Annotated in this window: 13 protein-coding genes; 7 read left to right on the top strand and 6 right to left on the bottom strand. The window is 38.0% G+C overall.

Annotation, left to right across the window (positions count from 1 at the left end):
* Nucleotides 1-12: 12 nt before the first annotated feature.
* Together A9Q68_RS02750 and A9Q68_RS02755 are read right to left on the bottom strand one after the other, a co-directional pair.
* Nucleotides 13-468, bottom strand: a complete 456-nt coding sequence (locus A9Q68_RS02750; protein ID WP_071793130.1) for a DUF1801 domain-containing protein — start codon at nt 466-468, stop codon at nt 13-15.
* Between the two features lie 104 nt (nt 469-572).
* Nucleotides 573-1589, bottom strand: a complete 1017-nt coding sequence (locus A9Q68_RS02755) for a Gfo/Idh/MocA family oxidoreductase (protein ID WP_071793131.1) — start codon at nt 1587-1589, stop codon at nt 573-575.
* A gap of 208 nt (nt 1590-1797) precedes the next feature.
* On the opposite strand from A9Q68_RS02755, the gene A9Q68_RS02760 reads away from it, so the two are divergent.
* From A9Q68_RS02760 to A9Q68_RS02775, 4 genes are read left to right on the top strand one after another with little or no spacing between them, the layout of a single operon-like run.
* Nucleotides 1798-2490, top strand: a complete 693-nt coding sequence (locus A9Q68_RS02760) for a LexA family transcriptional regulator (RefSeq protein WP_071793132.1) — start codon at nt 1798-1800, stop codon at nt 2488-2490.
* Nucleotides 2491-2498: 8 nt separating this feature from the next.
* On the top strand, nt 2499-3926 hold the full coding sequence (locus A9Q68_RS02765; protein WP_071793133.1) for a Y-family DNA polymerase: 1428 nt from the start codon (nt 2499-2501) through the stop codon (nt 3924-3926).
* Entirely contained in the window at nt 3919-4293 is a 375-nt protein-coding gene (locus A9Q68_RS02770; RefSeq protein ID WP_071793134.1) for a hypothetical protein, read from the top strand. Before A9Q68_RS02765 ends, A9Q68_RS02770 begins: the two co-directional genes overlap by 8 nt.
* On the top strand, nt 4274-4579 hold the full coding sequence (locus A9Q68_RS02775; RefSeq protein ID WP_071793135.1) for a DUF5960 family protein: 306 nt from the start codon (nt 4274-4276) through the stop codon (nt 4577-4579). The genes A9Q68_RS02770 and A9Q68_RS02775 overlap by 20 nt, the downstream gene beginning before the upstream one ends.
* A 172-nt stretch (nt 4580-4751) precedes the next feature.
* On the opposite strand, the gene A9Q68_RS02780 is transcribed toward A9Q68_RS02775, so the two are convergent.
* Nucleotides 4752-6035, bottom strand: a complete 1284-nt coding sequence (locus A9Q68_RS02780; RefSeq protein WP_071793136.1) for an FAD-binding oxidoreductase — start codon at nt 6033-6035, stop codon at nt 4752-4754.
* Between the two features lie 411 nt (nt 6036-6446).
* Between A9Q68_RS02780 and A9Q68_RS02790 the strand changes: the two genes are divergently transcribed.
* The gene (locus A9Q68_RS02790; protein ID WP_071793138.1) at nt 6447-6752 is read left to right on the top strand and encodes a helix-turn-helix domain-containing protein; all 306 of its coding nucleotides are present in this window, start codon (nt 6447-6449) and stop codon (nt 6750-6752) included.
* 32 nt (nt 6753-6784) lie between these two features.
* On the opposite strand, the gene ffh is transcribed toward A9Q68_RS02790, so the two are convergent.
* The 3 genes from ffh to A9Q68_RS02805 all read right to left on the bottom strand — a co-directional run bounded on the left by ffh (nt 6785) and on the right by A9Q68_RS02805 (nt 9577).
* Nucleotides 6785-8338 carry a signal recognition particle protein gene (gene ffh / locus A9Q68_RS02795; protein WP_071793139.1) on the bottom strand — a complete coding sequence of 518 codons (1554 nt, stop codon included), beginning with the start codon at nt 8336-8338 and terminating at the stop codon, nt 6785-6787.
* Nucleotides 8339-8350: 12 nt separating this feature from the next.
* The gene (locus tag A9Q68_RS02800) at nt 8351-8683 is read right to left on the bottom strand and encodes a putative DNA-binding protein (RefSeq protein ID WP_106403992.1); all 333 of its coding nucleotides are present in this window, start codon (nt 8681-8683) and stop codon (nt 8351-8353) included.
* Nucleotides 8684-8878: 195 nt separating this feature from the next.
* Entirely contained in the window at nt 8879-9577 is a 699-nt protein-coding gene (locus A9Q68_RS02805; protein ID WP_071793141.1) for a GntR family transcriptional regulator, read from the bottom strand.
* 304 nt (nt 9578-9881) lie between these two features.
* Between A9Q68_RS02805 and guaA the strand changes: the two genes are divergently transcribed.
* Both guaA and A9Q68_RS02815 read left to right on the top strand, forming a co-directional pair.
* Nucleotides 9882-11444, top strand: a complete 1563-nt coding sequence (gene guaA / locus A9Q68_RS02810) for a glutamine-hydrolyzing GMP synthase (RefSeq protein WP_071793717.1) — start codon at nt 9882-9884, stop codon at nt 11442-11444.
* Nucleotides 11445-11701: 257 nt separating this feature from the next.
* On the top strand, nt 11702-12835 hold the full coding sequence (locus A9Q68_RS02815) for a cation:proton antiporter (RefSeq protein WP_071793142.1): 1134 nt from the start codon (nt 11702-11704) through the stop codon (nt 12833-12835).
* Nucleotides 12836-13049 lie beyond the last annotated feature (214 nt).

Below are 13049 nucleotides of genomic sequence, written 5' to 3' on the forward strand. Positions count from 1 at the left end.
TGCCTTCTCTTCTTATTTAGGAACGTTGTCCTGATAGGTTTTGATGAAGTCTTCCTGACTGACTTTTTGACAGAGTTGTCCAATGAGATCATAAGGAATTGTTTTCATATTCTTAAAACGAATACAGGATTTTCCGACATCAGGTTTGGTTTTCAGATGTTTGGGATATTCTTGTAAAAACCAATCTCTCACGGTATCAAACATATAGATGCCGTTATGATAGATGGCAATATGATTTTTTTGGGAACCAATCGTTATAAAAGAAAGCTCTTCCTCGGGCTTACAATGGTATCCTGCAGGAAAAAGATCTCTTGGTACGACATAGGAAATCATTTGATATTGTAGTTTCTCTTCATAGCGACCTGGGAGATTATCTTTGATGACTTGTCTTAGATCTTCAATAACCTGTCTACGTTCTTCAGGGAGTGCCTCTAAATAGGCTGTAATTGAATCAACATTGTACTGCATTTTACTACCTCCATCTCTTACTCTTATTATAGCTGTAAACCGCCTAAAAGTCGTTAAAAAAGGCTGCCTCAGCAACCTTTCCATATCTTTTTCATAAGCCAGATTTAATTTTGGTTCATGTGACGAATGCCTTCTTCGATAATTTCGATCTGGCGGATAGTTTCTTCGTCTTTAACCACTTTTTCTTTTCCTAAAATAATGCTGTCATGAATCGCTTGGTACATGCGTGCGTAACTACCTACTTCAGAAATAACTTTTTCTTCGTGGTAAACACCTTGGTCATCCACATATGTCAATGTACCATAGTGTTCTGGGCTATCCATACCAAAGTCTGGATTGGTTGGCATGTAGAAACGTTTTAAGTCGTCTTCTTGACGGTCTTTAGTTGCTTTAACAAACATCCCTTTTTTACCATAAACGACAAAGCTTGGACGTTCTTTGATACGGAAGTAACTTGATTTAATAGAAACTTTTTTGACCCCATAGTAAAAATCTAAGTCAAAGTAATCGTTCATACGACCTTTGCCAAGTAATTGACGCACATCATAATGAACAGAATCAGGCATACCAAAGTAAGAAATGACTTGGTCAATGGTGTGACAAGCATGTCCATATAAATAACTAGTATTGATCGAATATTCTGGAGTATTTTCCGGAATTTCTGGTCGGAAATAATCAAAGTGCATTTCCACTTCAAGGATATCTCCTAAAACACCACTATCAATCACTTTTTGAACAGTTAAAAAATCAGAGTCAAAACGACGGTTTTGATAAGCTTGGACGAAAAGGCCTTTCTCTTTAGCAATAGCAAACAATTCTCGTGCTTCTTCTACTGTCTCTGTAAATGGTTTTTCAACTAAGGTATTTTTTCCAGCTAATAAACATTGCTTAGCAACACTATAGTGAGCTGATGGTGGGATGGATAAAATAACTAATTGGATTTCTGGATCTTCCAAGACATCCTCAATTTTATCTGTATAGATAACACCGTCTAGGGGTTCCCATGGACTAGGTGCTGGTGAATAGATGGTTTTAATTCTAATATCTTCTAATTGTGTTGAAAAAGGCATGTGGTAACGATTGGCACTTTTCCCATTTCCGATGTAAGCAATGGTTAACATAAAAATCTCCTCTAATCCTTTACTTTTTTCATAACTCTTTTCATTATTAGATGAAAAAAATCACAAAATTTTAGCTAGTTCAATCATACTGCCAATTAGTGAAATTGTCAAAATATACTCATTTTTATCCATCAAAAAGCTTGAATTCTCAATCTGGATTTGATATACTTTTAGTAAAGTTATAACTTTACTAAAAGGAGCGATTAGAATGTTCTCAGGAAAACAATTAAAAGCCATTCGGCAAAAAGAAAAAATGAGTCAAGAAAGTCTTGGCCAACAATTAGGGGTTAATAAAATGACCATCTCTAATTGGGAAAAAGAAAAAAATGTCCCTAATCAGAAACACCTGCAAGAATTATTAGATATCTTTCAGGTCAGCGAGGACTACTTCAGCCCTCATCATGCTATTTTGATGCCTTATAGTCAACTGAATTCCCGTAATAAAGAAAAAGTTATTAGCTTATCTGAAGATTTGTTAGCCCAACAAAGTAAGATCATTCATATGCCGACAACTGCCAAAAAACTTTACAGTTATCGTGTTTATGAAAGCCTGTCAGCTGGTACTGGATTCTCTTACTTTGGCGATGGCAATTATGATGAGGTCTTCTACGATGAGCAATTAGACTACGATTTTGCTTCATGGGTCTTCGGGGATTCCATGGAACCAACCTACCTCAATGGTGAAGTTGTTTTGATCAAACAAGAAGGTTTTGATTATGATGGGGCTATCTATGCTGTCGAGTGGGACGGACAGACCTATATTAAGAAGGTTTATCGTGAAGAGGAAGGCTTACGTCTGGTTTCTTTAAATAAGAAGTATTCAGATAAGTTTGCGCCTTTCGATGAGAATCCACGCATCATCGGTAAAATCATAGCTAACTTTATGCCTCTGGAAGTTTAAGGCTTACCATGTCTTACATTGATTATTCACGTGAACCCAGGTCAGATATTGCCTTTGTGGATATGAAATCATTTTATGCCAGTGTTGAGTGTGTTGATCGAGGCTTAAACCCTTTACGCACCTCACTCTGTGTCATGAGTCGAGCAGATAATAGCAATGGACTTATTCTGGCTTCTTCTCCTACTTTTAAACGTGTTTTTGGCAAATCGAATGTAGGTCGTTCCTATGATTTGCCTTTTAATATCCAAACAAGACGTTTTAACTATCAAGTTGCCCAAAGAAAAGGCTGGACAGTAACCCCTGCGCTAGTCGCTTATATTGAAGCTTGGGCAAAACATACCTTAGTCGTCCCTCCTCGAATGGACCGTTACATTGAAAAAAATATTCAGATTCAACATATTTTTCAAGAGTTCGCTTCACCGCAGGACATCTTAACCTATTCGATTGATGAAGGCTTTTTGGATTTAACCTCTTCCTTAAATTATTTTATTCCTCATAATGATTTAAACCGTAAGGAAAAATTAGATGCGCTAGCTAGTCGTATTCAATACCGAATTTGGAAAGAAACGGGGGTTTATTCAACTGTTGGCCTCAGCAATGCCAATCCCCTCTTAGCCAAGTTAGCCTTGGATAATGAGGCCAAGCATAGCGATTCCATGCGTAGTAATTGGTCCTATGAGGATGTGGAAAATAAAGTCTGGCAGATTAAAAAGATGACGGACTTTTGGGGAATTGGTGTCAGAACAGAAAAAAGGATGCATAAGCTAGGTATCTTTTCCATTAAGGAATTGGCTAATGCTAATCCGGATATCTTAAAAAAAGAATTCGGGGTCATCGGTCTTCAACTCTGGTTTCATGCTAATGGGGTGGACGAAAGCAAGGTTCATAAACCTTACAAGCCTGTCAGTAAAGGTGTGGGGAACTCGCAGATTCTGCCCAGAGACTATTATCATCAAGCTGACATTGAACTTGTTTTAGGAGAAATGGCTGAACACGTGGCCAGACGTTTGCGGCGTAAGGAAAAGAAAGCTAGTGTGGTCTCTATTTATGTGAGCTTTTCTAAAGGACAGGAACAAAAGCCCATCAATAGTCAAATGACCATTGATCCTGCTTATAGCAATAAGGTGATTCGTCAGGCCGTTATCTTCTTGTTTCGCAAACATTATGTAGGGGGTGTAGTTCGGCAGATTGCTGTCAGGTGTGATGGCTTGGTCGATTCCTCTATTGAGGTTTTCTCTTTGTTTGACGACTTTGAAAAAAAGGAAAAAGAAAATCATTTAGAGGCCACTATTGACCAAATCCGTGACCGCTTCGGCACTATGGCTTTACAAAAGGGTTCTTCTTTATTGGAAGCTTCGCGTGTTGCTGAACGTAGCCAACTAATTGGTGGCCATTCAGCTAGTATTGATAGAGAAAGGAAAAAGCTCCATGATTGATCGTTCTTATTTACCCTTTGCTTCTGCCCGGTCTTATTACGATCGTAAAATGGCTAAATGGATGGGCTTCTTTCTGTCAGAGCACAACCATTCGCTAGAGGAAGACCGGCAACGTAAAAATGTTTTTAGTCTACTAGCTCTAGAGGAAAAACAATTACTTTTGAGTCAGGCCTATAGTCAGCAATTGCCTGTTAAGGTCCGTATTTTTGAAGATAATCAACTTAAAACTTATTTTGGGAAGATTAGCCGAGCTAGTCGTGATGATTTTCAAATCAAATGCAAGGCAGTCTACTACAGCTTTCCCATAGAACTTTTAATTTCCATTGAACAAGAGGAGTCGACCGACCATGACCATTCACTCTTATAACCAAAATAATTATCAGTTCGATTTTTTTAGTAAGGATTACCGCTTGTTTGAAACGGATTTTTACAAGTACTCTGCCCTGCGCATTCCCCTAACCTTCTTAACAGATGATATTCTACTGACCTTAAATCGGTCACAGTCGACCTTCTTTAAACTCAATAAAGAAAATGCCGTTGATCAAAAGGACCACTACTTCTATTTTAAGCTGACGGAACATCCTAAGCATCCGGAAGTGAAGTTTTATGCCTATCAAGGGGTCGATTTATTAACTAAAGAAAAAATGGCTTAATATTCAGAAAAAGCTTTACTGTTATTTATGAAGTTTTCTGACTTAAGAAAAAGTCTTCACACAAATTGTGAAGACTTTTTAATATGATTCTATAAGATGTTAAAGGAGTTTATCGTAGACTATCGAATCTTTACTCTTTAGGAAAATAGGACTGAAGACCTGGATTACTCATTTACCAAGAAAACTCTTCAAAATAAACACGTTCCGGATCCATGCCAGCTTCTTGCATCACATTTTGCCAATGGCGTCCCATGGCTATTGGTCCCCCTAAGAGAACAATACAATCGTCACGATTTTCTGGTAACTGCCCTAAAATTTCTTGGTCGGTATAACGTCCTACTTGGCAATAGGATTTGAAATTCGGATTTTCTTGCCACTGCATGAGGCGGTCTTGGTAGATAAACTGCTCTGGACTTTTTACGGTGTAAAAGAATTGAGTTGGTATATGTGGGTTACCTTCTACTACTGATAGCAAGGGCACAACTCCGATACCTCCAGCAATGATGATAGTTTCTTTAGGCTTAAAGCTCTTAATCAAGGACTGGTATTTCCCGAAGCCGCCATCTACTCGGATAGGTGAATTATTGGGGACCTGAGCTAGTTGTCTGGTGAAATCACCGTCCCCGCGGATAGCAAAGGATAAGACTCCCTCTCGCCCCGGTGCATTGACTAGGGAAAAGGGGTGAGGCTCTGCCATTCCTTTAAGCTGAGGAAAAGAAATAAAGGCAAAGTCACCAGGATGGAATTTGAGCCGTGACCGTCTTGGAAGTTGAACTTGTAATTCGCGAATATTGGGAGCTATCTCGAAATTGGATATGAGGATTGCTTGGATTCCGTGGGCTGCTGGTTTGAAATGGAACCAGAGGTAGGCTAGGAAGACAAAGATGGAATAAAGCCAAATGAGGAGCATAAAAGCCTTATTAGAGACAATGAAATCGATCAGTTGGATGTGAATAAAAATCAACAAGGTTGCTAAGACATTGAGACGGTGTAACCAAACTGAGATTTCGTGCTTAAAGACACTTTCCAAAAGCTTTTTGATGGTTTCCAAGATTTGAAAACGACTGGTTAACCAACCAGCCATGAAAATCATGGAGTAAGCGGCCAAGCCTAAGAAAATAACAAAGGCAATATCACCAGTATTTTTGATTAAACCATTTGACGGGTCCAATTCTTTATGTAAAAAAACTAAAAAAATGGCTAGCAGACTAATCATTCCATGGATCATATAAGCACTTGGTAAACCAAGCCAACGGTCAATCCATTTGGGTTTAGTGGCAATATAGGTTGAGGTCAGCATCCAAACATAAGCTAAGACACCTAGTGAAATGCCAAGACTACTATTAGCATGAACTCCTGTTAATCCTGTTTTTAAGGTATACAAAAAAGGTAACGGTAAAATAAATAGAATGACGAGCCAAGATAAGCCAGTTCTACTAGTCAGTTTATTAAGCATAATGGATTTCCCCTTTGTTAAAGATAATCAAATCTTCTTGGTGGCAAATGAGACCCGAAAGTCCTTCTTTAGTGATAAATTAAGTAAAATCGGACTCCAATTCCCAAAATTTTTTTATGTATTTTCCCTCTTTAGATTGATTATAAATAAGAATAAAGCAAATGTCTTAAATAAAACTAAAAAGACAAAAATTTTAATAAAAAATAATGGAAAGTCAGATAATTAAAAAAATACCAATAAAAAGAAAGTCAGATAATTATTAAAGCAAATAATAAATGACAAAAAATTAAAAAGCGCTTCCTCAAAATAAAAACTTGAAAGAATCTAGAAAGCATATAAAATAGAAGATAGAATTTCTGGATTAAAAATGAAATTGTAAGAAGAAAGAATCCATTCAGGAGGAGAAAAACAATGACTAATGTTTCTTTTGATTATTTTTTAAAAGAAGAACTTCAGAATGAAAACTTCAGACAAGAGTTTCAAACAGAAAAAGCAATCTTAGAAATTGCTCTAGCAGTATCTAAGGCGAGATCTAATGCTGGATTAAGTCAAAGACAATTAGCAGAATTATCACATTTTCCTCAATCAACAATAGCAAGAATTGAAAGGGGACATAATACCAGTATTGAAACCATGAGTAAAATTGCTGTTGCCGTAAATCAAGAATTAAAATTCATTTTGGTTAAAAAACTCAAAAAAGCTAGTTGGTTCATATGAACCAACTAGCTTTTTCTATTTGCGCTTTGTTATTATTTCCGTTTTTTCTTAGCTTTTTTGATTTTATTAGCTTGGCGTTTTAAGGATTGTTTCATGGCGAATTCGCCCACTTTACCTTTAAGACCACCACCAAACATTTGGCTCATGTCCATATCAGGCATTCCTGCGCCGCCCATCATACCTTCAAGGGCTGACATATCAGGCATACCACCTCCGCCCATGTTAGGCATATTCTTAGGCATGCGACTTGGATCAATACCCATTTGTTTCATAGCCTTATTCATATCGCCAGACATAACGCCTTGCATCATGCTTTTTGCTTGGTTAAAATCTTTGATAAATTTATTAACTTCGACGAAAGTATTTCCTGATCCAGCCGCAATCCGACGACGACGACTTGGATTTAAAAGTTCAGGATTTTCGCGTTCAGCCTTGGTCATTGATGAAACAATGGCGCGCTTACGGGCAATTTGTTTTTCGTCAATTTTAATATTAGCAAGCGCTGGGTTACCTGCCATACCTGGAATCATTTTGAGCAAGTCTTCCATAGGTCCCATGTTTTGCACTTGGTCCAATTGATCAATGAAGTCATTGAAATCAAAAGTGTTCTCGCGCATCTTCTCCGCAAGCTCAAGTGATTTCTGCTCATCATACTCTTGACTGGCTTTTTCAATCAAGGTTAAGAGGTCACCCATACCCAAGATACGACTTGCCATGCGGTCTGGGTGGAAAGTTTCGATATCAGTGATTTTCTCACCCGTACCAGTGAACTTAATTGGTTTACCAGTGATTTCACGGACAGACAGAGCCGCACCACCACGGGTATCCCCATCAATCTTAGTAAGAACTACCCCTGTGATTTCTAATTGTTTGTTAAATTCATCAGCGACATTTGCTGCCTCCTGACCAATCATGCTATCAACAACTAAGAGGATTTCGTTTGGATGGGCTAGCGCTTTGACATCACGCAACTCGGTCATGAGTTTTTCGTCAATTTGCAAGCGACCTGCTGTATCAATCAGAACATAATCATTACGTTTTTCAGCCGCTAAAGCAAGACCTTGACGGACGATTTCAACAGCTGAATGATCTGTTCCCATGTCAAAGACGGGCACATTGATTTGTTGGCCAAGAGTCTTCAACTGATCAATGGCAGCCGGACGATAAATATCGGCCGCAATCATCAAAGGACGCGCATTTTCCTCTTTGATTAATTTATTTGCCAATTTACCAGCAAAGGTTGTTTTACCAGCCCCTTGTAAACCGACCATCATAATAATTGTCGGAATCTTAGGCGATTTCTCAATTTCAGCTGTTTCGGAACCAAGAATACCTGTTAATTCTTCATTAACAATTTTGACAATTTGTTGGGTTGGATCTAAAGTATCAATGATTTCATGCCCAACTGCACGTTCCCTAACCCGTTTGATAAAAGTTTTAACAACTGGTAGGGCAACGTCGGCCTCTAAAAGGGCCAGGCGAATTTCTTTTGTAACCTCTTGAACATCTTTTTCTGATAATTTTTTCTTACCACGAATATTTTTAAAAACGCCCTGCAAGCGTTCTGTTAAACTTTCAAAAGCCATCTGTTTCTCCTCTTAATCTCTGTTATCAATACTTGTTAAAATTGAAATTTTCTCCTGCAAGAAAGCATCATTAGGATACTTTTCAGAAATTGCATCAAAAATTTCACTACGAACCACATAGTCCGAATACATATGAAGTTTCATTTCATATGTTTCTAAAATCTTCTCAGTACGTTTAATATTATCATAAACCGCTTGACGACTGACCCCAAATTCTTCAGCAATCTCAGCCAAACTATAATCGTCCGCATAATATAGTTCAATGTAGTTCATTTGCTTATCGGTTAATAGCGCAGCATAAAATTCAAAAAGGGCATTCATCCGGTTTGTTTTTTCAATTTCCATAGACACCATTTTACCATATATTGCCTCGAAATAATAGTGGGAAATGCCCTGATAACAGCTTCTCCATCAGTTGCCACTGTACAGGAAGCAAAAAAGATGAAAGGCCGTTCCAAGCTGAAGAATTAATTTTCATGAATAAGTCATTTCTCCAATTAAAAGTTGGCAAAATAATTAAAAGAGTTTGCTTTCAAACTCTCAATTATTTTCCAGATAGAATTCAAAGCGATCGCCCACATACTGACTGCGAACATACTCAAATGGATTTCCGTTGGTGAAATAAGATACTTGGGTTAAAGCAAGGATGGCGTGGCCACGACTAACCGCTAAATAAGTGGCAACGCGTTCGCTTGCTGTTTTAGCATAAATAGTTTGTCGGCTTTTGCCGATTTCATAACCATTAGCCACTAAGGTTTTAAAGAAATGCTCAGTAATGTCTTCACGTTTGACATTTTTGATGAATTTTTCAGGAATTGAGGCTACTTCATAAACCAAAGGGACATTATCAGCATAACGGACCCGCTCCATACGAACCACATAATCAGTGGCTTCTAAATTGAGTTCTTTGATTTCAGTATCTGAAGCAAGTTGTCTTTGGTAAGAAAGTAGTTTTGAGGAAGGTTGTTTGCCTTGAGAGTTAACAATTTCCGTGAAGGATGTAGTTCCTCGCATTTTTTCTTGGACTCTTTGGCTAGATACATAAGTACCAGAACCAATGCGTCTTTCTAAAATACCTTCTTCTACTAAAAGCGTAATGGCTTGACGTAAGGTCATGCGACTTACCTCAAAGTGATCGGCTAGGTCTCTTTCGCTTGGAAGACGGTCACCAATTGCCCAAACTTGGTCGTCAATATCTTTTTTGATAGCATCATGAATTTTAATATAGGCTGGTAACATGTCACGTCTCCCTAGTTTGTTTACTATTACAACTATTCTATCATAATCACTAGCACTTTAGTGGACAAAGTTCCAAAAATGTCTGCCTTTATTCTAAAAAATTCCATTTTTATCATGTAATTTCTTTTTATGACAGACTTTTTAACAATTTTTACCTAAAAATAGACTCTATTTTTTTAAAACGTTTGGATTTAGCCTTTAACAGCAAACAATTAACCGAATTTCTAATGCCATTCTCAAAAAAATATGCTACAATGAGATGAAAACCATTAGTCCAAAGAGTAATGGAAATGAAAGGATTACAATGACTGAAATTTCAATTTTGAAAGATGTTCAAAAAATCATCGTTCTTGATTATGGTAGCCAATACAATCAGTTAATTGCTAGACGCATTCGTGAGTTTGGCGTTTTTTCTGAATTAAAGAGCCATAAAATCTCTGCTGCCGAAATTCGCGAGATTAACCCTGTAGGTATCGTTCTATCTGGAGGCCCTAATTCTGTTTATGCTGAAGATGCCTTCGGTATTGATCCAGAAATTTTTGAATTAGGAATTCCAATTCTTGGTATCTGTTATGGTATGCAATTGATTACTGAAAAACTTGGTGGTAAGGTTGTTCCTGCTGGGCAAGCTGGTAATCGTGAGTATGGTCAATCAACGCTAACCCTTCGTACAGAGTCTAAACTCTTCGCTGATACGCCTGAAGAACAATTAGTTCTTATGAGTCACGGCGATGCGGTTACTGAAATTCCAGAAGGCTTCCACTTGGTTGGAGATTCAGCTGACTGTCCTTATGCTGCTATTGAAAATACAGAAAAACAAATCTACGGTATTCAATTCCACCCAGAAGTAAGACATTCTATTTATGGAAATGACATTCTTAGAAACTTTGCAATGTTCATCTGTGGAGCTCGTGGCGACTGGTCAATGGATAATTTCATTGATATGCAAATCGACAACATCCGTAAACAAGTAGGTGATCGTAAGGTACTTCTTGGATTATCTGGTGGTGTTGACTCTTCAGTTGTTGGGGTTCTTTTACAAAAAGCCATTGGTGACCAATTAACCTGTATCTTTGTCGACCATGGTCTTCTTCGTAAAGACGAAGGTGATCAAGTTATGGGCATGCTTGGTGGCAAGTTTGGCCTTAACATTATCCGCGTTGACGCTAAAGATCGATTCTTAGATTTATTAGCCGGTGTTGATGATCCAGAGAGAAAACGTAAGATCATCGGTAACGAGTTTGTTTACGTCTTTGACGATGAAGCAAGCAAATTAAAAGGTGTTGACTTCCTAGCACAAGGAACACTCTATACTGATATTATTGAATCAGGAACAGAGACTGCTCAAACCATTAAATCTCACCATAACGTCGGTGGTCTTCCGGAAGACATGCAGTTCCAGTTGATCGAGCCGCTTAATACTTTGTTTAAAGATGAGGTTCGTGCTCTCGGTATCGCCCTTGGAATGCCTGAAAACATTGTATGGCGGCAACCATTCCCTGGTCCTGGTCTTGCCATCCGTGTTATGGGTGCCATCACCGAAGAAAAATTAGAAACTGTCCGTGAATCTGACGCAATCCTCCGTGAAGAAATTGCTAAAGCTGGCCTTGACCGAGACGTATGGCAATATTTCACCGTTAATACTGGCGTTCGTTCTGTTGGGGTTATGGGTGATGGTCGTACTTACGATTACACTATCGCTATCCGTGCAATCACTTCTATCGATGGTATGACAGCAGATTTCGCTCAATTACCATGGGATGTTCTTAAGAAAATTTCAACTCGAATCGTAAACGAAGTTGACCACGTCAACCGCATCGTCTACGACATCACAAGCAAACCACCTGCAACGGTTGAGTGGGAGTGATTTTTACCAATCTCGACCTTTAAAATAACAAAGCGAGAGGGTATTATAAAGAGTAACCGATTGGTTACTCTTTTCTTCTATTTCAGTTAACTTTCTCATTTTCACAGATTCTAATGTTTGACATTAAAGAGTCACTAAATTCAAAACTAAAATGATATTTTTCTTTATTTCTAACATAGGCACCTAACTTTTCATACCTCTAGTCTAATGTTATAATAGTAATAATTGACACAAATTATTAGATTTATGAGGGATTTATGCAAGAATTATTTCAAATTACTATTATTTTAATTTCCAGTTTTTTGGCCATTGAGGCCTCAAAAAAGTTAGCTATACCTGCGGTTGTAGGCCAACTGCTGGTAGGAATCATTATTGGTCCTAGTTTATTGAACTTGGTTCATCAAAGTCATATTATTCACTTTCTAGCCGAACTAGGAGTTATCTTACTCATGTTCTTAGCCGGTCTGGAAGCTGACTTAGCCCTTTTAAGAAAGTATCTCAAACCTAGCTTGGCAGTTGCCGTTTCAGGTGTTGTGATTCCGGTTGGCTTATTCTATCTGGTCATCAAGCTCATGGGCTACGATGTCAACACTGCAATGTTTTACGGAATTGTCTTCGCAGCGACTAGTGTTTCCATAACCGTCGAAGTTTTACAAGAGTATAAGCGCGTCCAAACCAAGGCTGGTGCTGTTATTCTGGGTGCGGCCGTTGCTGACGATATTATTGCTGTCCTCTTGCTCAGCTTCTTCGTGGCTACCAACAAAGGATCTGGCTCCAACTCCGATCTCCTTTTCCAAATGATCGGCCAACTCCTCTTCTTGCTTTTCTTGATTGCTTTGGTGAAATATATCGTTCCAGCTATTTACCGCTTGACTTTCAAGATTGACCACTTCGAGAAAGATAGTTTTTTAGCCCTTTTAATCTGTTTTAGTATGGCGCTTCTAGCAACTACAGTAGGAATGAGTGCCGTCATCGGTTCCTTCTTTGCAGGTCTTGCTATTGGACAAACCCACAAAGGTGAAGAAATCATGCATGAGATTTCAGAACTGTCTTACATGTTCTTTATTCCAATCTTCTTTGCTTCAATTGCCCTACCTTTGAAATTTGATGGTCTACTTGCTAACCTTGGCATTATCATCTTCTTCACCATTCTAGCTGTTCTCACTAAACTATTGCCAGGTTATCTGGTTGCCAAAGGCTTTAACTTCTCAAAAATGGATTCATTGACCGTCGGTGCTGGGATGGTAAGTCGTGGGGAAATGGCTTTGATCATTGATCAAATTGGCTTGGCTGAAAAATTAATCACCAGTCAAGTCTATTCTACATTAGTTATTGTTATCATTCTATCAACAGTCATTGCACCATTTATTCTTAAAAAGTCCTTCAAGTAAAAAAGCTGAAGGGCTTTTTTACTTGGAATATTTATAAGTCTATACAGAAATCCACCTATACCAATCTGATAAAACCAATACTATTATAAATAATTATACTTGATAATAATAGATTATTCATGTTTTTATGTATTATAAGACTTTTATGAAATTTCCACAATATTGACATAAAGCCACATTTACGGTATTCTATAACCTGTGATTTTAAGAAGGA

The organism is Streptococcus bovimastitidis (assembly GCF_001885095.1).
GTDB lineage: Bacteria > Bacillota > Bacilli > Lactobacillales > Streptococcaceae > Streptococcus > Streptococcus bovimastitidis.